Source organism: Mesorhizobium sp. M0904 (genome assembly GCF_040319475.1).
Taxonomy (GTDB): domain Bacteria; phylum Pseudomonadota; class Alphaproteobacteria; order Rhizobiales; family Rhizobiaceae; genus Mesorhizobium.
Map to the genome: position 1 here is coordinate 322,114 of NZ_JAMYOC010000001.1, position 22,108 is coordinate 344,221.

A 22,108-nucleotide genomic window follows, 5' to 3' on the forward strand; every position below is an offset into this window, starting at 1 on the left:
GGAAGCGAAAGGTTCAACAGCGCTCATGGAGGCCCCTCGGCCAGGAGACCGTGATCTGACAGTAATCTCGCGGCGGCGGCCAATTCCCTGAATGGCAGACCCGAGCACTCCGCCATGGAAAGAAGCGAATGCTGTCCGTCGGCGAGATTGAGCACCCAAAGCAGGGACATCGAGGTTGCTCCCGAAGACTTCTGCCCTCCCAGGGCTGCGTAGAGGCCGCGTCTGCCGAGCTGTGGTTCGCCCTTGGGAAAAAGGTTCGAAGGCGTCCAGTCCCCTTCGACGATGTCGATCACATCCGTCAGAATCCGGAAGGAGTCTTCCAGGTGCTCCGGGCCGATGAAGTCGAGATTGTCCGCCGACGTGTGGTATTCGGGGAAGGTGCCGTGGACGCTTCGCTGAAACATGCCGACTGGAAGATTGAAGCCCGGCGAACAATATTGCCTCTCATCATAGCCGTAAGGGGAGAAATCCATCAACTTTGCCCCTGCTTCCTGCCCGAGCACATGGGCCATGGCACGGTCGATGAAGGCGTCGCCCTGACGACTGCGCTTATATGCCGGGCTAGCGGCATCGCCAACGCATGACAGCACCAGACCGTGGTCGATCAGATGTGTCCGGTCCTCGTTGAGCGACAGCCATGCGATCGAGCCGATCGTGCCCGGAGCGAACAGGAAGCGGTAGCTGTATCTTGTTTTCCTTGCCTTCAGGCGTCTAGCAAGGGTTGCCAGCAGGGCCAGGCCTGAACAGTTGTCGTTGGCCAGTGAGGGGTGGCAGATGTGTGCCGAAAGAAGGAATTCCCGCTCCGTCTGCCCGCAGTGCAGGTATTCGCCGTAAGTGAGACTGCCGTCCTTGAGTTCGGCATCGATCTCCACGCGATAGAGCCCGTCGGGCATCTTGGCGACACGTTCGTAGGCAACGCAGAAGCCCCATGCCGGGGCGTAATAGCAGGTGCGGTAGGGGATCACCTCTGGCTGTTCAGGCAGCGTATGGATGTGCGGCCGCAGTTCGTCGAGCGGCAGGACTCCCTTGAAGGGTACGCTGTAGTTGACGACGTGCAAGTTGGAGTCGGCGAAATCCACGACCGTTTTCCCGTCCGGGCCGGTGATGCTCGCCGAGCGGATGTTCCACTCCCTCGGAACAGTCCAGTCGAGCACCTGCGTCCCGGTGGGCACTTCGTGCCTTTCCAATTCAACGTGTCCCGATAGGATATCCAGCGTTTGTCGCACCCCGTCTCCGGTGATGCTCCTGCAGATCGGAAAGAGACGTTCGACCAAGGCATAGATTTCCTGGCCAACGCCGAAAGAAGACGGCGGCGGCCCGAGTCCGTAGGGGTTCAGGTGTTCCATTCCGATTACTCGGCTGCGACATCCAGCGTTGTCGAACGTTCAGCGACCCGCATGCGCCCGACTAAAAGTCCCTTGGCCAAAAGGTACCGGATATGGCCGATGCGCTGGAAGCGGGGCCCCTCGAATTCCTCGAGAGTAACATTCGACTTGCGGTAAGCTTGGTAAAGCTGCTCGGCACCCTTACGCGCATCCCATTGCGGTTTGAAGGCAGGCAGGGTACGCGCAATTTTGTCGAAGCTGACGCGATAGGATCGTTTGTCGGGTCCAGCATCGGACGCGAATTCGAGTCGGCAGCCCGGCACGACCTCGGCGACGATCTTGGCTATATCGCGGATCCTGTAATTGTGATCCGTCCGACCCACATTGAAGGCTTCGTTGTGAATGATCTCGCGCGGTGCTTCCAGTCCGGCAATAAACGCCCTGGAAATGTCCTCGATGTGGACGATCGGCCGCCACGGTGTCCCGTCGGATTTCAGGAGGATCACCCCTCTGGTAACGGCCCAGGCGACAAGATTGTTCAGCACAATGTCGAAGCGGAGCCGGGGCGACAGCCCGTAGGCCGTGGCGGGCCGGAAATAGGTCGGAGAGAAGCTGCTGTCGGCCAGTTCGGAAATATCCCGTTCGGAAAGCACCTTGGACCAGCCGTAGGGCGTAACCGGCTTGAGCTCGCCCGTTTCGTCGACCATTCCGTCGCCCGCCTGTCCGTAATTGCTGCACGATGACGCGAAGAGGAAGCGCGACACGCCCGCCTCCTTGGCCGCCTTCGCGAAGCGGACGCTACCCTTGTGATTGATCTCGTAGGTGATGTCTGGATCGAAGTCGGACAGCGGGTCGTTGGAAAGAGCCGCCAGGTGAATGACGGCGTCGAATCCTTCGAGGTCGCGCGCTTGCACGTCCCTGACGTCCTTTTGGATGGACGGGACGGAAGCCTGCTCTCCTCCCCAAGCAAAGGTGCAGCGCCGGTACAGGTCGCTATCGTAGCCTGTTACCGAATGCCCAGCACGGAGCAGCATCGTCACCATCACCGAGCCGATATAGCCTTGATGACCGGTTACTATGACTTTCATCGCACACCTCTTCTCGGGCGGATATGATCACGCAGAGGCTACGTGGGCTGAGAGGAGTGGGGGAGAACGCCAATGGGCGATCAGGATGCCCCGTTGGACGAAGCCTTACCGTCGGCTACCTCTTTCGGGCGGTGAGCCCCTAGTCCTTTCGACGGCTTTTCCGTCAAAGGATGGTCGAGAGCAGGAATTCGTGCTGGACTTCGAGGCTCTCCCTGAATTTTTCGACGCTGTTACGGACCCTGCGCGCATGTTCTTTCCCGATGCGCCACAAGCCACTGCCTGATCAAGATTTCGACATCGAAGCTTTCGACGCGCTGGCAAAATTCTGACGGAACCGCTCTGACCGGGCAATTGGTCGTTCTTCAGCGCATAGCCCAGTGATATCACGGGCTTTCCCGCCATCGGGGCGGCCACAATACTGGAAGCGGATCGCCACCACGAGATCGGTCAGGGCGAGTTGGCCGAAGACGTCGCGAAGGGAATGGACGGGTGGGCACGAAAGCCCTTGGGTATCAGTTTCGCCCAGGGCCGCCAGGACCGCCTCGACCGCGGGAGTATCACCTTCGTCGCCTGTGCGAGGGCGGACATTGTAGCCGCTGGCCAGGAGGTAGGTGACGAATATCGCTACTTTGGCAAATAAGATTCAGAGATGCCCAGCCCGCGCTCCTCGAAACCGCACCAGCCGCGGTAGTTCATTACGCCGACACCGACCGTGAGCGGGTGTGAAGGGTCGGCATTGGCAGATTGCGGAACGGGCAGCGTGAAAGCGAGATCGGGATCCATCGACTCCCGGCTGGTGTCGACGCCGACGCTTGCCATGAATTCCCTCGAGGCAGTGTCCTGTAGCTCCGGTAGTCCGCCATGCGGGCCGCGCTTGTTATCAGCCATCGGCTGAGGCGATGTCCCACCGGCCCGGCACCTACACTGACAAAAGCAATGCGCGTTCCCGCGAGATGCGCTGCAAGGCACCATTTGAAGACGTCGAAGGGCATGCCCAACGGGCGGTCGCCGAAATAGTCAAGGATTCCCGTTCCAGGCACGACTATGACTTTCGCCTTGCGGATGTGCCGGACTGCACGGAGGAAATCCATCACCTTGCGGGGGATTTTCAGGAAAATGCAGTCGAGAAGGCCGGCGATCCCCTCTCCTCTCGCGATCCGGATCGGGAGCGTTTCGATGCCGAAAGTTTTGGCTACGGCTTCGGGGATCTGGCAGATGCAGAAGAGCCGCGCGTTGGGTCGCTTCTCCTTGAGGAACAGAGCATGGATTCGGGCGAGCCGTCATTGCCAAGGTTGCCGCAGCCGAACAGGCCCAAGATGGCGATGCCCGGTTCCCTGCCGCCGGCGGTTGCCGCTGCCTCGCCTTGCGGTCGTGGCAAGGCCGCGACCTCCCGTGGCTCACGTATGGCGCTCATTGGCTCTGCTCACTCAGGGTTCGGCACCGTGGAGGTTTCGCGGATGGCGGCGTGCCTGGATTTGAACTCCGCCGAAGTGATGATTCCGAAGGCCACGGCCTCACGCGTCATGGAGCCCGCACGCAACTGGCGGGCGTAGCTTTCCAGTCCGTAACCGTCCGCGGGATGGTTCAGAAGCAGCAAATACAAAAAACCGACATAGTCGCGGTCCGTTAGGCCGATCGTGGCATATCTGGTTTCGTATTCGTCCGAGCGCATCATTTCCATGATCATGTCGGCGAGTTTGGTGTCTCCGCTTTCAAGTGCCGCCGACCATTGATTCACGCTGGCCGTGTCGCCCTTGTGGCCAAGGATGAGGCAGTAGACGAAACTTGCCTGCCGCACCTGCGTGGACTGGTCTGCAGCCATGGTCTCGGTGTCGCAGTCCCGATGCGGCTTGGTCATCGGCAAAGGACCGCGGGTGAAGTCCCGTACCGTCTTGTAGGCAGGCTTCGGTTCACCGGTCACCCATTTGCCATCGGAGGGACCCACGAGCCTCACCAACCCCATATTGGCTTCGAAGCTCGGGGCCCAGTAGGTCTCATCGAGCAGTTCGTAGATGTGTGCGGCCTCGACCTTGTACTTCTCCTTGAGTTCGCGAAGCCGCGTCATTGCCTGCTTGATACCGTCGGCCTGCTGCCGCTCGCTGCGCTGACTTCCGGAAGGATTGTTGAATTCGGTGACCCAGATCGGCTTGCCATAACCAGAAATTTCGCGGAAAGCCCATTCTGGATCTTCGCCGTACATGTGCCAGACCGAGATATCCCAGGCGATCCCGTCGTGCTTCATCCGCGCGAACGCGCCGGTGTGGCCCCATCCGGCGGTGCCCAACGCCTTCCTGATCCCCGGGTCGACCTCTGTCATGCCGTCGGACAGGCCTTTGAGGACGGCGCTCACCTTCACCCAGCGCGGGCCGAAGTAGTCGAGCGTTCCCGTTCCTCCTGCCGGCCCCCATCCACATGGATATTGCGAGCCGTCGTCGCGTTTCTCACAGGGCTTGATGATGGCATAGTTCTCCATCTCGTTACCGAGTTCCCAAACCCGAATGTCGTTCTTGAACCTGGTGCCGAGGGTGACCGCCAGTCTCCGGGCATTCCCGTAGAGCTCGTCCGGGTTGTCCTTGTCCAGGTCGACTCCGGGCGTGATGAGGGGCAGGATCTCGATCCCTCTCGTCTTTCCCGCTTCGACAAGGTGGGCAAGGCTATCTACCTGGTCCTCTGCCGTGACGTTGACCCGGTACGATTTGAGGCCGAGATCCTTGATGAAATCGAGTTGCCTTTCGACCGGGATGCCCGGATAGGAAACTATTGGATGGCCATTGATGCCCCAGAGGAAATCGGCGGATGCAGGCGCAGCTGTTGCGAGCAGGCAGGCCGCAGCGATTGCAAGACGAAACGACACGGCACACGGGCCTCCCTACCCCACTTCGAAATTCGGGATAGTGGGGATTGCGTACGCTGGGCGCAATTTGCTCATACGGTTGAGTGGAAGCTCTCGTTACCGCTTTAGACGGTGTTCATTCTCTAGCCTATTTGGACGGCATGACCTTTAGACGGTGTTCATTCCCTAGCCTATTGGACGGCATGACCTTCACCCGGTTTGTCAGACTATCCGAGCGGGACGCAGAGGAAGTGAAAGATTCTCCGATTTCTGTCTGCCGGATCTCTTTAAAAGCGCGTTGCGCCTGGCAAGATTCACGCGGGGTACTTCAAGTCTCTGTTTTTGTGCAATGCTTGCGGTTGGCACTCTGGTCCGCTGCACTAATACTTGGTCCATACGAGGCGGCACGACCTCTCTTATCAGCCCGTTCAAATACCTCGGAGAATACCACTCGGATCCGAGAGAGAACATCCTTTCTCCTGAAAAGATGAGCAACGGGAGGGAGGACTGCCAAATGCGGCGACAGGCTGAAGGCGAACTTGAACAGACCAAAGGCCTCACGATACCTACCCCGGATCAGATGTGATACGGCCGACCAGTAGGCATCACAGGCCAAACTCACTCGCGCGAGCATAAGCAACTTGCCTGATTGGTTTTTGACCATGCTGTAGGACGATAAGAAGGTCTCGATGGCCATATACACGGAATCCAGTCTAAGCTTGAAGTCCTGCCAGTAAGCGCTCGAAATATTGCTCCTGTGCTCCCTTCGAATTCCCTGAATAGTATTTGTCTCAGCAACATCCCCGATACTGGCCAGCCGCATCAGCATCTCAAGGTCATTGGTGAACGGCAATTCCCTGATGTAATAGCCTGCACGTTTCTGCGCGACCGTTCGTACCAATATGAACCCGACCGGCCGTTGCAAGGGGCGGCGGCAGACATCCTCTATATATTCTGATCCAGAAATAATTGTCCAAGCCGGCGGCTCTGCAGCGGTCAACTCGGTCGGCAGAGCACTCTCGACATTAAGGATTTGTGCCCCCCCTTGCGCGACGGTCAGTGTAGGATGTTTCTCCATTATAGAGATGGCACGTGACAGACTGTCGGGCACAAGAATATCGTCGGAACAAAGTATCATAAAGTAATCCGCTCTCGCCTGGTCGATGCCTTCGTTCATGGAGGCCATAAGCCCGACATTGACCGGATGGGCGATAACTTGGATCCGCGGATCGGCGGCCGCTAAAGCACGGGCTACCTCGAGGCTGTTATCAGTCGACGCGTTGTCTATGACGAGCACGCGCAAATTCTCTACATCCTGCGACAGCACACTTTTGATACAGCCGGGCAGGAAGCGCCCGAACTGATAGTTCGGAATGACTACGTCGACGCTGGGCATGAGCACACTCCAGATTATTGCACAGCGTCGGGAAACCGCTCCGCACTAGCGATCCGACATCTTCGCACCGAGCCGCTTTCGGTGGTCAGGAAGCTTCTGCGTGGGCCCACGTTTGCATCGTAACAATAGGATAGCTACTGGTCCACTCAATCAAAAGTGGAGGGTAGCTACCGCTAATTCGGGGCCGGCTGTCAGAGTCTAGAGATGGTATGGTTTTGACACTAGGCAAATGACATTGTTCCGGAGCGCGCTGTGAACGGGGGTGCTGCATGTCACTGAGGGTCGGAGACTGGGTCGAGGTGCGGTCTAAGGAAGAAATCCTTCGTACACTCGACAAAAATGGTCGGCTTGAGAAGCTCCCTTTTATGCCACAAATGTTTCGATATTGTGGCCTCCGCTTTCGTGTTTACAAGCGCGCGCACAAGACATGTGACACGATCAACTTTGCTGGCGGACGTAAGTTATCCGGCGTCATCCATCTTGAAAAACTGAGGTGCGACGGCAACGCGTTTGGAGGCTGTCAGGCGGCGTGCCTGGTTTTCTGGAAGGAGGCATGGCTTAAGCCTGTGGACTCGCCGTCCTCGAATGGGGCTGTCTCGCTTCCGACTAAGATGGCGGACGGAAAGGGTTGCACAGAAAGCGATGTGCTGGCTGGTGCGCGCGCCAAGAATCAGCCTTTGTCGGGTGGTCCGAGATACTCATGCCAAGCCACAGAACTTCTGGAGGCGACTACCCCTCTTCCTTGGTGGGATGTTCGGCAATATGCGGAAGACTATGCATCGGGAAATGCCGGCGCATGGCGCCTCTTCGCCGGGTTCGTCTATGCAACGATATTCAGTTGCTATCATTACACGCGCCGTTTAGGCCTCACCAGGTTGTCCTTGGGTGTCAGCTGGGTTTATGACAAGGTGCAGCGCCTCTATGGTGGCGTTCCTTTCCCGCGATATCGGGGATCAATCCCTGCCGGCCAGCCGGTTCCGACTGTCAAGCTTGATCTCCAACCCGGCGAGTTGATCAGGGTTAGATCCTATGAAGAAATCCTCGCGACCTTGGATGCCGACAACAAGAGCCAGGGTCTTACTTTCGATGCGGAGATGGTTCCCTATTGCGGTCATATCTTCAAAGTCAGATCACGCGTGACAACGTTCGTTAATGAAAAGACCGGACTTCTTACCAATCTCAGAGGGCCGGCCGTTATCTTGGAGAAAGTCTGGTGCAACTCGCGGTATAGCGATTGCCGGATGCAGTGCCCAAGAGCCATCTATCCTTGGTGGCGAGAGATATGGCTCGAGAGGGCCTCTGGCGACATGACTGATCAGAGAAGGCACGCGCAGACCGCTCAAACGGAGCCAAGCGCACATGCAGCCAGTGATACATGACCGACAAGACCCCGACCGCGAAAGGCGAGCGCCGTAACCTTAAGAGCGAAGCCATTCAAAGTGGCGTTGCCAGGATGGTGAGCCAGGGCGCGAACCTGATGCTCAGGGTGGGCTACATTGCCATATTGGCACGCCTGCTCAGCCCTAACGATTTTGGTCTGGTCGCGATGGTGGTGGCACTCACAGGCATTTTGGATGTCTTCACCACCGCCGGGCTTTCCTCCGCGACCATCCAAAGGCATGAGATTTCGTTCGAGCAGGTCTCGGCCCTGTTCTGGATCAATGTACTGGTAGGGATCCTCCTCACACTGGTCTGCGCCGCAAGTGCCTACCTCATCTCCACCTTCTACCATGAGCCGCGCCTGCTCTGGATCACCATCGCGATCGCTCCAGGTTTCCTGCTTAACGCGGCCGGTGTGCAGCATGCCGCTCTGCTGGAGCGCAATCTGCGTTATGTCACCCTGAGCGGAATCGATACAGGCGCCCTGTGCCTGGGCATCATGGCCGGTGTGCTGCTGGCGTTCCGTGGCGATGGGTACTGGGCACTGATCGCCCCGACCCTTATCTCACCGGCGGTCAGCAGCCTGGGCTACTGGATCGCCACTGGGTGGATTCCTGGACTCCCTCGGCGCGGCGCCAATATCGGCTCGCTCTTGCATTTCGGTGGAATTGTCACGCTGAACGGCCTTGTCGTCTATATTGGCTACAATGCCGAGAAAGTCCTTCTCGGGCGGTTCTGGGGCGCCGGATCACTTGGATTATATGCCCGGGCCTTCCAGTTGATCGGCATTCCCACGGCGACCATCAACAGCGCCGTCGGTGCGGTACTGTTCTCGGCGTTATCGCGGATGCAGCATGATCCCGCGCGGTTACGGAACTTCTACCTCAAGGGATACTCGATCGTCATCGCGGTAACGGTTCCCATCACAATGTTCTCGTTCCTGTTCGCACACGAAATCATCACCGTGGTGCTAGGCTCGCAGTGGACGGAGGCGGCGACTATCTTCCGGCTGCTCACCCCTACCATCTTGGTGTTCGGGATCATCAACCCCACATATTGGCTGCTCATCTCGACCGGCAGGCAGAAGCGCAGCCTGTATCTGGCCTTTGCCATCGCCCCTCTCGTCATCGTTTCCTACTGCGTCGGGATTTCCTTCGGCCCCGAGGGAGTGGCTCTGAGCTACTCGACGGCGCTGCTGCTCTGGCTCTATCCCCACCTGGCGTGGAGCCTGCATCGTACGCCGGTTTCAGTCGGGGATCTGTTGCGGACGATCATGAGGCCGTGGATGTCCGGCATCGTGGCCTCGGCGGGTGCGCTGGCAGTCCAGCGCTATCTCGGCCCGGAGGTTCCTTCGCTTCTGCGGCTCGTGGCGGGAGGGGTGGTCCTGACCAGTATCTACGGATTCGTCTTGCTGTTCGTGTTGGGGCAGATCAAGCTGTTCCAGGATGTGCTGCTGAGCTTCCGAGGCGAGGCGCGGGCCGGCGCTTGAGGCAGTTGGCAATGGCGAGGCTTGGCGCGCAGGATGAATGTCTTGGCTGTGGAAACACGCCTTCGGATCGCCTGACGTTTTGGATAGATTGGCGCCGGGCGGCGAAACTCTTACTGCCCGAGAGAAGCCCCTAGGGGTAGGACATGGCTGCTATAGCAATCGTCCATAGCTATCCGTACGACGCTTTCTTCGGCGGGGACGGTGCCTATATTCAGGCCTTCGGCCAATATCTTTTGAAGTCCGGGCACGAGGTACACGGGTATGTATCCGACATAGCGCGCGGACGAAGGAGCCCAATCTGCAGGAGTGCATATGAAATAGAAGAATATTTTTCGTGGCAGGTTCGTAAAAGCATCAGGTTGGGCCGGAGGACATTTCTATCCACAGAACTGCTTGGCCTCAGAAATCTGGCCGGATCGTTCCTCGGACGGAGAGCCGCACCGGTTCCCCCAGGGACGGAATGTCCCGAGGGAGAAATTCAGTGGGTGCTGGAACGTATCGATGCACTGAGACCGGACGCAGTCATACTGTTCCATGAGGCGGTACATTTCGCTCCCTCTCTCTCTCGCAACGGTCACAGGATTTTCTCGCTCGTTGGCCATCTTCAGCACCGCAGTGGGGCGTCGCACTGGGAGGCTGGAGGAAACCATGGCGCGGGCAAAATCTTGGCTGAGGAGCAGAGACTGTCCCACTCGCTGAACGCGGCGGAGTGCGTCGGTTTCAACAGCAATGATGACGCTTCCTACGCCCGCGACCGACTCGGGGTAAGACACGTGATCCCTCTCGGCATGGGCTTCAGCAATCACGAAAAGCCGCCGGAAAGCAATGAGCCCGTCGTCCTCTTTGTTGGGAATGCCACAGACCCGAATCGTGCCGCGCTCTCGTGGTTCCTGTCGGAGATCTGGCCAGCGGTTCGAACCTTCTGCCCCACGGCAAGGTTTCGGATCGTCGGAACCATTGCCTCCACGCGTGAGGCTACGCCGGAGGCGGACGGCCTCGAGCGTGTGGGGCCGCTCCCGGACCTTGGTCCCGAATATCGACGCGCCCAGCTTGTCGTGGCTCCGCTCGTATCCGGTACTGCCGGCGTCAAGATCAAGGTGGCCGAAGCCATGTCTTACGGCCGCCCCCTCGTGACGACCTCAATAGGGGTGGACGCCGGTGACGCCCATCAACTCGATGAGGGAGCGATCGTCGCTAACGGCGCTGCAGACTTCGCGCAGGCGGTCATCGCGCTGTTGAGCAATACGGAACTCCGGCGTCAGAAATCCGAAGGTACTGCCCGTGTCTTCGCCAATCTCTTTTCTTACGATGCGTGCTATGGCCCGTTCCTGTCCTGGCTCGGCAAGGTAGGCCAGGTGGCTGAAAACAAGCCGCCTTCATAGATGGCGTAGGGAGGCAGGGCCTTCTCGAGCCTTAGTTGGATTGACGGAGCGATGTGACTCGGAGCGGGCAGGCAAAGAACACACGACTGATAGGGTGGCCGGCAGGCCCGCGGCGTCTGGTCCGTGCGGGTCGGTCCATTCGTTCATCGTGCTCTCCTGGAGATCAATCCGCGGACTGGCAGCCGCTTAACTGTCGAACTCCCCGAAATCGCCTTGGAGTGAAGAAGGGCAAGCATGCTTTCCGAGGCATGGCTTTTCGACAGCGTCTGCCTTGGCCAGCTCTCAAGCACGCAACCGCTATGTTGCCGGAGGGTGGCGGGCTGGTGCAAAACTCAATCATAATGTTGGTCCGCTACTCGGCTTCCCTGCCTTTCCTCACTCAATCCCCTTTCTGGCCATCTCGCGATCGGTGTCGTCGGCTACGCACTTGTCGTCGGATCGGGAAAAGCAGGTCCGCGTGTTGGGGGCATCGCGGCCTCCGGGGGAAATCGGCCGTCCACTCGACGACTGCAGATAGGGGGCTGCGTTTTGCACCGCTACTCCTTTAGACGGGGGCCTTCCCTAGCCTTTTAGACGGCATGACCTTCCAACCGGTGTGTCGGACTATCCGTGCCGCATCCAGGCGGCCGCGCCCGGCCTGTTGGGGAAGAAGGGCACGCATGCTTTCTGTAAAACGCGACTCCTTATGAGCACAGGTGAACGCTACGTCCTGCTCGTTACGAATTTTGTCACTGCAGCCGTAGTCTCGCGAATATTGACGCCCGAGGAGATCAGGTCTCGGTGATCGGCATGGCCATCCTGGCGATTGTCATGTCCATTTAGGGAGTTCTCCAGTTCGAACTTCCTCATCCAGCGCGACGAACTGAGCCGCGAGGATATCGGGGGCCTTCATGGTGATATTCATCCTTACGGGAATCATCGCCGCCGTTCTTGTCGCCGTTCCCCTGGCGTGGCGTCGCTTTACGGGGAGCCGAATCTTGTTTCCTACTTACGGGTCATCTCGATCTGCCTTTTCCTCGACGCCTCATTCATCCTGATCAACGCTCTCCTGCGGCGGGAAATCCTTCGGCAAGGTAGCGGCCATCAACATAACAGGGACCACGACGGGTTCCGCGGCAACAATCGCGCTGGCGTTGGCGGGCTTCACCTACATGAGCTTCGCCTGGGGCTGGTTGATCGGCAGCGGTCTTGCCGCAGGCGTCGCCCTCGCCTTGCGACCCCATTTCTGGATGTTCAAGCCGTCCCTGGTCAACTGGCGCGGAATGACCTCGTTCGGTGGATACAACGGCGTTGTCGCCATACTTTACGGCATCTTTGACGCCCTGCCCCTACTCCTGTTGGGGCGCCTCGTGTCACCGCATACGGCAGCCTTGTTCAGCAGAACCCTCTTGATCGGCCAGATACCCGACAAACTGGTCCTCGGAGGTGCCATGACGGTCGTGCTGCCCGCCTTCTCCGCCGAGGTTAGGCAAGGCAGGGATTTGAAGGGCCCGTATCTCGCCGCCCTTTCTCTTGTCACCGCACTCCGCTGGCCCGCTCTCCTCGTGCTTTCGGTTCTGGCTTACCCCGTCGTGGTCGTGCTCAGTCATCAATGGATCGAGGTCGCTCCGCTCGTGCAAGTCGTCGCAGTCGCGCTCCTCTTCTCCTTCAGTTTCGAACTCAATTACCCGGTGATGGTTGCGGTGGATGCGACTTGTTTATCCGCGCACTGATCGTCTTCCCGCTTTCCGGCATTCTCCTGTCCATAGCCGTGATCTTCGGCGGACTGCAGGCGGCCGCCTGGTGCATGCTGGTGACCTTCCTTTCCAGGCATACGTTGCCTTGAGCTTCGTTCGGCGCAGGCTGGGACTGAGACGCAGGGACATCGCTGCAGCGCTATGGAGAAGCGCTGTCGTGGCCATGGCGAGCGCGGCTGCTCCGCTGTCCGTGATCGCTTTGTCAGGCTCCGGCTTCGCCCTTTTGTTCGGGCAGGCATTCGGGGCGGGATTGTTTGCGTTGAGCGGATGGGCAACAGCATTGATTCTTACCCGACATCCGCTCTTTGACGAGATAATGAAGACCATCCCGGTATTCCGGCGAGCCAAGCTCCGCCCGGGTGAATGAGGCTTGCGCATAGGAGAATGTTCTGTCAGCAACTCCTTCGGAAACAAAAGGCTCTGCGATAGTCCTTATTTGTAACGAGAACTATTTGCTGCCGACCTTCTCGGCGGCTCTTTCGGCTGATCACCACACAGCGGCTGATGTGCCGGTCTATATATTCGTGGTCAATTCCGATCCCGGATGGGCCAGCCAGTTCGACCATGCGGTGGCGGGCACCAAGATCAGGATAGAGGCGGCTCATCTATCTCAGCTCGAGGAAGCAACCCGGTTCCACCGCGACAGATATCTGCCCGCGATCGCACTGGCTCGGCTCTGGTTCGACGGGTTGCTCGACCAGGAAATAGACAGATTCTTCTACATCGACGGAGACACGATGGTCGACGGAGAGTTGGACAGCCTCTTGGCTGTGCGGCCTTCCCCCGGAAGGATCATGGCGGCCCCGGATGTAATGCGCATGTTCATGGACGAGAAAAGCCGGGGCAAGAAGCACGAGCTCGCCTACCTGAACGGCTTGGACTGCGATGCAGACAGCTACTTCAATTCGGGTGTGATCTACACGTCGCGCGAGGCTTGGAACAGCATCGTTCCGGAGGCGCTGGAATTCCTATTCGAGCACCCTGAACGCTGCCGCTCGTCAGATCAGAGCGCGCTGAATCACGCCGCCTACGGCCGCGTTGATATGCTGCCGCTCACATACAACTACCAGAGCGAGCACATGATGGTCCTCGACCCGCGTAGGAACGGGTTCGCGCCGGCAATTTGGCACTTCACCGGCGGGCCAAAGCCTTGGGATAGGCCGGGATGGCCTTGGGACGAGTATTTTAACAGATTCCACCGGATGGCAGAGCTGCTGCTCGTAGACTGCGATGTGAAAACGCCGAAGCCGCCTGAGGCTCAGATGCGCGCGGGAATTTCGCATAGGCGGCGGACAAAAAACAGGCTCAACTGGATCTACCCATGGCGCAAGATCACGAGGAAGGCAAAAATCCTGCGACTCTTATCTGCCGGATCCCTTTAATTCCGACTTTTTCCGGAAGGGCCGCTGTTGCGCGTTTGAGCGCCTTCGCTCCGTGGCCGAGCGTGTCTGCTGCGAGAATGTCGTCGGCGCAAAGGTTCATGAAGTAGTCGGCCTCGGCCCTGTCGATGGGTTCGTTGAAGGAGACGTTGCGCCCAAGGTTTTTCTCGTGGCAAACGACTTCAACCCTCGGGTCCTGTGCCGCAAGACCTTGCCACCCCGATGCTATCGTCCGTCGAAGCGTTGTCGATGATGATCTCCCTGAGGCGTTCGACATCCTGGGACAGCACGCTGCCGACACACTCGGACAGAAAATGCTCGTAGTTGTAGCACGGTATAACGACGTCGAGGCTTGCCAATTGGCTCTCCCGCTAGCCCTTCACTGTTTTCGGCTTCCTGGCTCTGCTTGCCGCAGATTGCCAGCCGGTCAATTGCGGAACTCCCCAAAATCAGCGTCGACCTGTATCATGAGTTCGAGGTATTTCCACGCAATCCATCGCCAGGAATAACTGCTCGCCCTGGCGTATCCCTTGGTGATGAACCGCTCCCGCAACGCTGGGTCGAGCATCAGCAGGCGGACGGTTTCGGCCCACAAATGGACGTCGTCGGGATCGGCATAGAGAGCCGAATCCTCACAAATTTCGGGAAGACACGGCGAGGTCGAGGCCACGACCGGGCAGCCCGACGCCATCGCTTCGACGGCGGGTAGCCCGAAACCCTCGATCCGTGACGGGAACAGGAAGCACAGGGCGCCTTCGAGCGCCTTCTTAAAGTCGTCGTCCCCTATGCGGCCAAGGAGGACGATGTTCCCGGGCATTTCCGGGACGTACCGCAGGACCGTGTTCTCATTGACATCGCCGGGCATCCAGAGATCGAGACCCATCCCATCGAGGAGCGGGGCCAGCTTGGCGAGAAGCCCCATGTTCTTGTATTCTTGGTCCCGCCTTCCAAGACAGAGGACGTACGGCCTGCCGCGGTCCACGGTCAGTGACGATCTTGCTGCATTCCATCTCTTGGCATGGTCGCTGCCGTTGTAAGTGACGACGATGTTTTCCGCTGGCGCGATCCCGAATTTGACAAGATGGCTGCGCGAGAGTTGCGACACCGTCGTAATGCGGGCGGCTCGCCTGCCAAGTGCCGGCAAGATCAGTCGGTGCGCCCACCTGAAACCCCGCCCGTAGCTCGACGGCATGAGCCTAGTGTGCATATCATGGATGCACGCGATCTGGCGCTTCAGCACGATGGGAGCGAGGTTGCAAAAGCTTAGCAATCCTCCGGGCACGTGCCAGGGCAACTGCGCCTGCACCCACAATTGGGGAAGTCGCGGCAAGTTGAATTCGGGAACGACTCGGGTGGAGATGGCGTTGAGGCGGAAAGGTTCGGAAAGCGGACGCGGCACCACGAGATCGATCTCCAGATCGCGACCAAGCGGGTGCCCTTCCGAAATGAGGGCGTCGAGAGCCATGGTCACCTCGCTGGCGTAGCGAGCTATTCCGGTCGGTCTGAGCGTGGTGAAGTCGCCGTTTATCGTCCAACGCCGCCTCGCAGTTTCGCTGTCCGCCCACGTCCTGCCGGGATGCGCGACCAGATATTCGGGATCTTCGGCAAGCGATCTCGCCAGCACTGTGTCGGCGCTGTTTCTGTTCACCTGTTTGGGCCGTCTTGGTGGCCACTTTGTCGTATCGGTTTCGAGATTGCCCATGTCGCTCCCCCGCCCTTTCGGCGTCGCGAGCCAGACTAGCATTCTCGGGGGTGCAAGGGTCCTCAGACGTTTGAGGTAGGCACACTATCCCCCTCGCCTATCTGGATGATTCCCGGTCAGCCCCGATGACCCAATGGCCGTGATGACCGCCCGTCTTCGCGGCTGCACACTGAGGGTTAAAAAGGGGAACGCATGGCACGGCGTTGGACGATAAATGGGCGTTTTCTTTCCCAACCGACGACAGGCGTCCAGCGCTATGCGCGCGAGGTCGTCCGTTCGCTCGACGCTTTGATCGCGGAACAGGAGCCTCTCGCGCGCGGTCTCGAAGTCGGACTACATTGTCCACCGGGGTCGGGCGACATCCCCCTCGTTTCCATCGAACGCCGCGAGATCGGCAGCAGGAGGGGGCATGTCTGGGAGCAGGTGCAGCTCCCGTCATCGCTAGACGGCAGCGGACTGCTCAGCCTCTGTAACACCGGACCGCTGCTTTCCCACAAGCACATCGTCTGCATTCATGACGCAAACGTCTGGAACGCTCCGCAGAGCTATTCCATCGCCTTTAGAATAGTGTACAGGAATCTGTTGCCATGCCTCGGCAAGACGGCGTGGGGTATTTCGACGGTTTCCGATTACTCGTTGGGCGAACTGGTCCGCCGCCGCATCATCCGGGAGCAACAGGCTTTCGTAGCGCCAAACGGCCACGAGCATGCTTTGCGGTGGAAGCCTGAACACTCGGCAGAGACACGCCTGGCGGCCTCGCGGGAAACCATCGTTATGATCGGCAGTGCCGCACCCCACAAGAATGTGGAGCTCATCCTGAACATGGCTGACCATCTTGGCGAGGCCGGACTCAGGATCGCGATTGTCGGGATGTCGGATTCCCGTGTTTTTAGATCACCATCAGCCCGGGCCGAAGCCCGAAACATTCACTGGCTAGGGCGCATTTCCGATGGCGAGTTGGCGGCCCTCCTTAGGGACTCACTGTGTCTAGCTTTCCCCTCCCTTTCAGAGGGCTTCGGCCTCCCGGTCCTCGAGGCGATGGCGGTCGGCTGCCCTGTGGTGGTTTCCGACCGCGCCAGCCTGCCGGAAGTCTGCGGGAGCGCAGCCCTGTTTGCACCTCCCGACGACCCGGAAGCATGGTTCGAAAGCTTCGTGCAGCTTCACGGTTCTCAGGCCTTGCGACTCCAGTTGATAGGCAAGGGCAGGGCGAGAGCCTCGGCATACAGTTGGAGGGCTACGGCCTTACGCTATCTCGGGGTAATGGCTGCTGCTGACGGAATCGATACGGAAACGAAGGTCGTCAGAGCGCGCGAACTTACATGATCTCGTGAAGTGCCTGGACAGCCCCGAGCGATTCCAGGATCGCGCGGTCGAAGTTCTCTTCGGAGAAGCGTCCTGCATTCCTGGTGCAGGCGCTGGGCGTGATGGCATAGCTGTTCTCTTCGAACCATTCGACTGCCTCCTTGAGGTGATCGACAGTTTGAGCCTTGAACAGCACTCCTGTCGGTTCGAGGGATGATCCAAGGCGCTGCACGATGTCTGCCGCCCCGCCGCGGCCGAAGGCAATCAGTGGCGTTCCGCAGGCCTGCGCCTCGGCCAGCGCTATGCCGAAATCCTCGCAGCCCGCAAAGACCATGGCCTTTGCCCGCGCCAAGCTGTCCACATAGTCTTTCCGAGGCAGATAACCCGAGAAGGTGACGTTCGGGCCGGCAAGCGCTCGCAGAGTGGATGATTGCTGCCCTTCGCCAACGATGATTAGCCGCCGCGACGGCATTTCGTTGAAGGCCCGGATGACGAGGTCGGTGCGCTTGTAAGGGGCGAGGAAGGACGCCGAAACGTAGTAGTCGTCCTTGTCCTCCACACAGGGCAGTTCTCCCAGAGAGATAGGCGGGAAAACGACGCGTGCCTGGCGCCCATAAATGTGCTGGATTCGGGAGCGGACGTAGTTCGAATTCGCCAGCATCATATCCGGCCCGTGCGCGGTCCTGGTGTCCCACGTCCTCAGGCGGTGCAGCATGTACCGATAGAGCATTCCCTTGGGACCGAAACCAAGCCGCGCTTGCTGAAGATAAGAAAACTGCTCGTCCCAGGCGTAGCGGACGGGGCTGTGCACATAACAAAGGTGCGGTTGGTCCGGCCTGGTGATCACGCCGCGCGAAAATGCGGCCGACGACGAGATCACCGCGTCGTAACCTGTCACATCGAACTGTTCGATCAGGAAGGGACAAAAGAAGAAGAGAGACCTATAGAATTTGTGCACCATTGGTATGCGGTTGGCTGCGGACGTATGGAATTCTACGTCGCGGAAATATTTCTCCTTTACATCGGCTGGCAAGAAATCGAAAAGCGTGAAGACTTCGGCATTAGGAAACTGCTTGCAAATTTGCGCCAGAACCCGTTCACCTCCCCGGAAATTCGGGCACCAGTCATGAACGACCGCGATCTTCGCGTACCTGTCGACGCCGGGCCCCGGCGCGGCGGGCAACTCCTCGATCGGCACGTTGACCTTGGCCGCGATGGCCAAATCGGAAGAGCGTTCGTGGAGCATGGTTCGCCTAGCCTCAGCAGGCCAGCAGTTTCCATTCCGTGTTATGGCTCCGGCAAGTTGTCCGATCGGTTACAGGTTGATCCGGGTGCATGCCTGCCTAGTACATATGGCTGTGGGGCATTCACCGGCTGTACTCCGAAAGCCTGTGTCCCGAGGTAGGCCAAGCTCCTGCCGTCTCCTTTTATGCAGGCTGTCTCGGTCCTCTCGTCGGCTTACGGTCCGCGGGAACCGAAACGGGATCCAGCATGAGACTCGCCGTAATCATCCCGACTCTTGGCCGCAGCGGACAGGTCGCGCGCCTGCTCAGATATTTGGGTGGCCAGACGAGACTTCCCGACGAGGTCATAGTGTCGGCGCCCGACGCCGCGCATGTCGAGCTGCCGGAAAGCTGTCCTTTCCTTTTGTCGCTCGTTTTCGGGCCGATAGGATCGTCTGCCCAGCGGAACACGGCTCTTGTACCCTCCCTGGAGCGCTTCGATATCATCACATTCTTCGACGACGATTTCGTTCCGTCCGCCGAATACCTGGAGCAGGTCGAGAAGGCTTTCGTTGAAAATAGCGGCTGGGCGGTGGTGACGGGCGCGGTCGTCAGGGACGGGGCCAACAACGCGGGGCTCGCCTGGGAAGACGCCGAAGCCGCCCTGCGGGAGGCCGAGGGTAAAAAACAAGACGGACCATCGGTGGTCGACCATCTCGGCGCATACGGATGTAACATGTCCTTCCGTTCCTCGTTTGTGGACGACTTGCGCTTCGACGAACGGCTCGTCCTCTATGGTTGGCAGGAAGACATCGACTTCACCAGCCAGATGAGGTCCCGGGGCCGAGTGGTCTGCGTGACTTCAATCACGGGCGTGCATCTCGGCATCAAGACAGGGCGTGTCAGCGGAGAGCGGTTCGGATACTCCCAGGTTGCGAATGCGATCTACCTGATCAAGAAGGGCACTGTTCCGGCCTCTTTCGCGCTTCCCCTGATGTTCAGGAACATAGCGGCCAACCTCGCAAAGAGCCTGTGGCCCGAGCCGTTTGTCGATCGGAGGGGCAGGCTCAGGGGCAACATGCTTGCGATCCTGCACGTGGCTACAGGACGGATCGAACCCGAATACATCCTGAAAATCTGATGTGAGGAAGACAATGCGAAAATGGCTGGTCAGGGTGGTGGCGGCTTCACACGTGGCCGCGGCCTGCCCCTTGCCGACGGTGGCTGCCGAGTATCTCCTGGGACCGCAGGATAAGGTCAGGCTCAAAATTTACGAGTGGCGCGCATCACGCGATGTGATCTTCGAATGGACGGCTCTCAACGACGATTTCGTTGTCGGCGCCGACGGCACGCTCTTCCTTCCATTTGCGGGCCAGATACGCGCGCAAGGCACCGCCCCCGGCGACCTCGCCCGCGCGATCAGCGACCGCCTGACGCAGCATATGGGCCTCGGCCGCCAGCCGGATGTCGCCGTCGAAATCGTCCAGTACAGACCGTTCTACATAGTCGGCCACGTCGCGCAGCCCGGCGAGTTTCCCTATAGGCCCGGACTGACGGTGCTGCAGGCGGTGGGGATCGCGGGCGGCCTGCGGACACGCGAGGAAGACGTCTTGAGACTCGAGCGTGAAGTGATCGCGGGCCAAGGTGACGTGGGATTGCTGGCGCTGACCAACGTCAGCTTGCTTGCCCGCAAGGCGCGACTGGAATCCGAACTGGCTGGCAGCAACGACATCTCTTTCCCTGCAGAACTGAAGAACAGGGCTTCGAATTTAACGGTCGGATTGACGATGGAGCAGGAGCGCAAGATCTTCGCTGTTCGCAAGGACGCGCTGACGACGCAACTCCGTGCACTTCACGAACTCAGGGAGTTCCTGGAAAACGAACTGGTCTCGCTCGAGAAGCAGCTGACCTTCCACGACAAACGGGTCGAACTCGTCCAGAAGGAGCTTGCGGGCGTTTCGACCCTTGTCGAGAAAGGGCTTGCGGTTGCTCCGCGGGAATTCTCTCTGGCGGGAATGGTCGCCCAGATGCAAAGCGACCGGTTGGCTGCCGAGACCTCGCTCTTGCGGGTCAGGCAGGAGATAAGCAAGACTGACATCGAGATCCTCGACCTCAGCAATCGCCATACCAGCGAGGTCGCCGAGACGTTGAGGGAGACGCAGCTACAGCTCAATGAAGTCGGCAGTAAAGTCGACACCGCAGTACAGTTGCTGCACGAAACCGAGGTCACGGCCCCTGCTCTGCTCGCCCTCAGGGAACGCTCCGAAAGGGCCAAGCCGATCTTCAAGATCGTGAGGACGTCCGACAGCGGCACGGAAGAACTCACGGTTGAGGAAACGACGCCGGTCGAGCCCGGCGATACCGTGAAGATCGAGATCCCACTGCCGCAGTCAGGCTTGGCTGCGCTGCCTGCAGGCGGCAGCTCTCAGGCGGAGCCGATAGCGGTTCTGGGCGCCAACTGATCAAGTTGTATGGTCCAGCGCGGCCTTCGCCTCGTTCGCTCGTTGATCGGTCACCCACAGAATTGACGCGTTGGCGTGAACCGGGGCAGTTGCCATGTACTTTGAGGCACCCTATCAGGGAGCCGCCAAACGTGACAGAAATCACACCCTGACTGAACCTTCCCTGCCGCAAAGAGCCAATTGGTCCCGCGGGATACCAGTGGAGATATCGTGCTCATAAGTGTAGTGGCCGTATCGGCGGTCGGCGTTATGTTGGGAGTGCGGTTCAAGGCTCCCGCCCTTATCGCGGCCACCGGCCTGCTACTGATCGGGAGTTTTGTCTGGAATTCCCTAGGGCTGCCGGGCTACGTGACCGTCGCCAAATTCCTGATCCTGGCATTCGCATTGGCCTGCGCTTATATCGTAGGTCTGTTCCTTTCCGTGCACCGGAGGCGGGACGAACGGTGATCCTTGCGGACTTCAGCAAGCTCTGTCGATGCGAATGACCGCGAACACGGTCCTGAACAGGATCACGACGTCGACCCAGACCGACCAGTTCCGCACGTACTGGCTGTCCAGCGCCACGCGGTTGGCGTAGTCCATGCTGCTTCTTCCGCTCACCTGCCACAGGCCAGTGAGTCCCGGCCGCGTCCGAAGGTATTCCCCCAGGTGGTCGCCGTACCGTTTGAGTTCGTCATTCACGATGGGCCTTGGACCCACACAGCTCATGTCGCCGCGGATGATGTTGAAGAGCTGGGGGAGTTCGTCCAGGCTTGACTTGCGAAGCATCCACCCAAGGAATGTGACGCGAGGATCGTCCCGGATCTTGTGGGTTTCCTCCCATTCCAAGACGACTCCCGGATTGGCTTTGAGATATGCTTTTAGAACTTCTTCCGAATTGGCAACCATCGAGCGGAACTTGTAACAATTGAACGGTTTCCCGCCGAAGCCAACTCGGCTGTGCGAAAACACTGCTGGGCCTCCCGCCGTGACCCTGATCAGCAGGGCGACGACGATCATCACTGGCGCGGCGATCACAAGTGCCATGACCGCTACGACCAGATCCATGATCCGCTTCAGGAGACCTCCCAAGGGAGGCTCCGTCGCTCGTGTACTGGTGGCGGGCGACAGGTCTGTCAACACTGTCCCGGCACTGTCCTGGTCGGGCGCGGGAATAACGGGCAGTGCTATCGTTCTGCTGTCGGTCGCCGACAGTCGAGGTGACTGAACCCAGATCGGGGTTCCCTGATGCGACGGCTTCTCGACGGCATTCGTTGTCATGGGAGGGTCGCTGTTTCGAATTGTTCTCCACACTTTTCCAAGGTCGGAGCTCGTCGGCAAGAAAGGCAAAGGAGGTAGCGTGGCGGTCCTGAACTATCCCCCTAATCCCACGCTAATCCCAAGGAATGATCCCCCACACGCTTTTTGCGAC

General features: G+C 59.2%; 18 protein-coding genes and 2 pseudogenes. 11 read left to right on the forward strand and 9 right to left on the reverse strand.

Annotated features, from left to right (window positions below; genetic code table 11):
* Positions 1–23 precede the first annotated feature (23 nt).
* The 5 genes from NKH80_RS01650 to NKH80_RS01675 all read right to left on the reverse strand — a co-directional run bounded on the left by NKH80_RS01650 (position 24) and on the right by NKH80_RS01675 (position 6,642).
* Positions 24–1,346, reverse strand: coding sequence for a DUF4910 domain-containing protein (locus NKH80_RS01650; protein ID WP_352989197.1), 1,323 nt, complete (start codon positions 1,344–1,346; stop codon positions 24–26).
* Positions 1,347–1,351: 5 nt separating this feature from the next.
* Positions 1,352–2,413 carry an NAD-dependent epimerase/dehydratase family protein gene (locus tag NKH80_RS01655; protein WP_352989201.1) on the reverse strand — a complete coding sequence of 354 codons (1,062 nt, stop codon included), beginning with the start codon at positions 2,411–2,413 and terminating at the stop codon, positions 1,352–1,354.
* Positions 2,414–3,037: 624 nt separating this feature from the next.
* Entirely contained in the window at positions 3,038–3,232 is a 195-nt protein-coding gene (locus tag NKH80_RS01660) for a hypothetical protein (protein WP_352989204.1), read from the reverse strand.
* 604 nt (positions 3,233–3,836) lie between these two features.
* Positions 3,837–5,267 (reverse strand): DUF4214 domain-containing protein, encoded by a 1,431-nt coding sequence (locus NKH80_RS01670; RefSeq protein WP_352691200.1) that lies wholly within the window; start codon positions 5,265–5,267, stop codon positions 3,837–3,839.
* Positions 5,268–5,574: 307 nt separating this feature from the next.
* On the reverse strand, positions 5,575–6,642 hold the full coding sequence (locus tag NKH80_RS01675) for a glycosyltransferase family 2 protein (protein WP_352691199.1): 1,068 nt from the start codon (positions 6,640–6,642) through the stop codon (positions 5,575–5,577).
* Positions 6,643–6,911: 269 nt separating this feature from the next.
* Between NKH80_RS01675 and NKH80_RS01680 the strand changes: the two genes are divergently transcribed.
* The 7 genes from NKH80_RS01680 (at position 6,912) to NKH80_RS01710 (ending at position 14,011) form a co-directional block, all read left to right on the forward strand.
* Entirely contained in the window at positions 6,912–8,021 is a 1,110-nt protein-coding gene (locus tag NKH80_RS01680) for a hypothetical protein (protein ID WP_352691197.1), read from the forward strand.
* Positions 8,018–9,511: a lipopolysaccharide biosynthesis protein gene (locus NKH80_RS01685; RefSeq protein ID WP_352691195.1), complete on the forward strand. Its 1,494-nt coding sequence runs from the start codon at positions 8,018–8,020 to the stop codon at positions 9,509–9,511. Before NKH80_RS01680 ends, NKH80_RS01685 begins: the two co-directional genes overlap by 4 nt.
* 485 nt (positions 9,512–9,996) lie before the next feature.
* Positions 9,997–10,893, forward strand: coding sequence for a glycosyltransferase (locus NKH80_RS01690; protein WP_352691193.1), 897 nt, complete (start codon positions 9,997–9,999; stop codon positions 10,891–10,893).
* Between the two features lie 1,088 nt (positions 10,894–11,981).
* On the forward strand, positions 11,982–12,605 hold the full coding sequence (locus tag NKH80_RS01695) for an oligosaccharide flippase family protein (protein ID WP_502900474.1): 624 nt from the start codon (positions 11,982–11,984) through the stop codon (positions 12,603–12,605).
* Entirely contained in the window at positions 12,587–12,718 is a 132-nt protein-coding gene (locus tag NKH80_RS01700; protein ID WP_352705771.1) for a hypothetical protein, read from the forward strand. The genes NKH80_RS01695 and NKH80_RS01700 overlap by 19 nt, the downstream gene beginning before the upstream one ends.
* A gap of 68 nt (positions 12,719–12,786) precedes the next feature.
* Complete coding sequence (locus NKH80_RS01705) at positions 12,787–12,996, forward strand: hypothetical protein (RefSeq protein WP_352705773.1); 210 nt, start codon at positions 12,787–12,789, stop codon at positions 12,994–12,996.
* A 58-nt stretch (positions 12,997–13,054) separates the two neighbouring features.
* Complete coding sequence (locus tag NKH80_RS01710; protein ID WP_352705819.1) at positions 13,055–14,011, forward strand: glycosyltransferase family 8 protein; 957 nt, start codon at positions 13,055–13,057, stop codon at positions 14,009–14,011.
* Here NKH80_RS01710 and NKH80_RS01715 read toward each other — a convergent pair.
* Together NKH80_RS01715 and NKH80_RS01720 are read right to left on the reverse strand one after the other, a co-directional pair.
* Positions 13,962–14,367, reverse strand: a pseudogene (locus NKH80_RS01715) (glycosyltransferase family 2 protein). The gene NKH80_RS01710 and the pseudogene NKH80_RS01715 overlap by 50 nt on opposite strands.
* Positions 14,368–14,435: 68 nt before the next feature.
* Positions 14,436–15,710: a glycosyltransferase family 4 protein gene (locus NKH80_RS01720; protein ID WP_352705776.1), complete on the reverse strand. Its 1,275-nt coding sequence runs from the start codon at positions 15,708–15,710 to the stop codon at positions 14,436–14,438.
* Between the two features lie 192 nt (positions 15,711–15,902).
* On the opposite strand from NKH80_RS01720, the gene NKH80_RS01725 reads away from it, so the two are divergent.
* Positions 15,903–17,033, forward strand: coding sequence for a glycosyltransferase family 4 protein (locus NKH80_RS01725; protein WP_352507541.1), 1,131 nt, complete (start codon positions 15,903–15,905; stop codon positions 17,031–17,033).
* Here NKH80_RS01725 and NKH80_RS01730 read toward each other — a convergent pair.
* Complete coding sequence (locus NKH80_RS01730) at positions 17,026–18,258, reverse strand: glycosyltransferase (protein ID WP_352989211.1); 1,233 nt, start codon at positions 18,256–18,258, stop codon at positions 17,026–17,028. The two genes, NKH80_RS01725 and NKH80_RS01730, sit on opposite strands and share 8 nt — an antisense overlap.
* Before the next feature lie 245 nt (positions 18,259–18,503).
* On the opposite strand from NKH80_RS01730, the gene NKH80_RS01735 reads away from it, so the two are divergent.
* From NKH80_RS01735 to NKH80_RS01745, 3 genes and pseudogenes are all read left to right on the forward strand, one after another.
* Positions 18,504–19,376: a glycosyltransferase family 2 protein gene (locus NKH80_RS01735; RefSeq protein WP_352989214.1), complete on the forward strand. Its 873-nt coding sequence runs from the start codon at positions 18,504–18,506 to the stop codon at positions 19,374–19,376.
* A gap of 13 nt (positions 19,377–19,389) precedes the next feature.
* Positions 19,390–19,788, forward strand: a pseudogene (locus tag NKH80_RS01740) (polysaccharide biosynthesis/export family protein); the annotation flags it as partial.
* Between the two features lie 96 nt (positions 19,789–19,884).
* On the forward strand, positions 19,885–20,697 hold the full coding sequence (locus tag NKH80_RS01745) for an HlyD family secretion protein (protein ID WP_502900896.1): 813 nt from the start codon (positions 19,885–19,887) through the stop codon (positions 20,695–20,697).
* 459 nt (positions 20,698–21,156) lie between these two features.
* Here the strand turns inward: NKH80_RS01745 and NKH80_RS01750 are convergent, their stop codons facing one another.
* Entirely contained in the window at positions 21,157–21,819 is a 663-nt protein-coding gene (locus NKH80_RS01750; protein WP_502896122.1) for a sugar transferase, read from the reverse strand.
* Positions 21,820–22,108 lie beyond the last annotated feature (289 nt).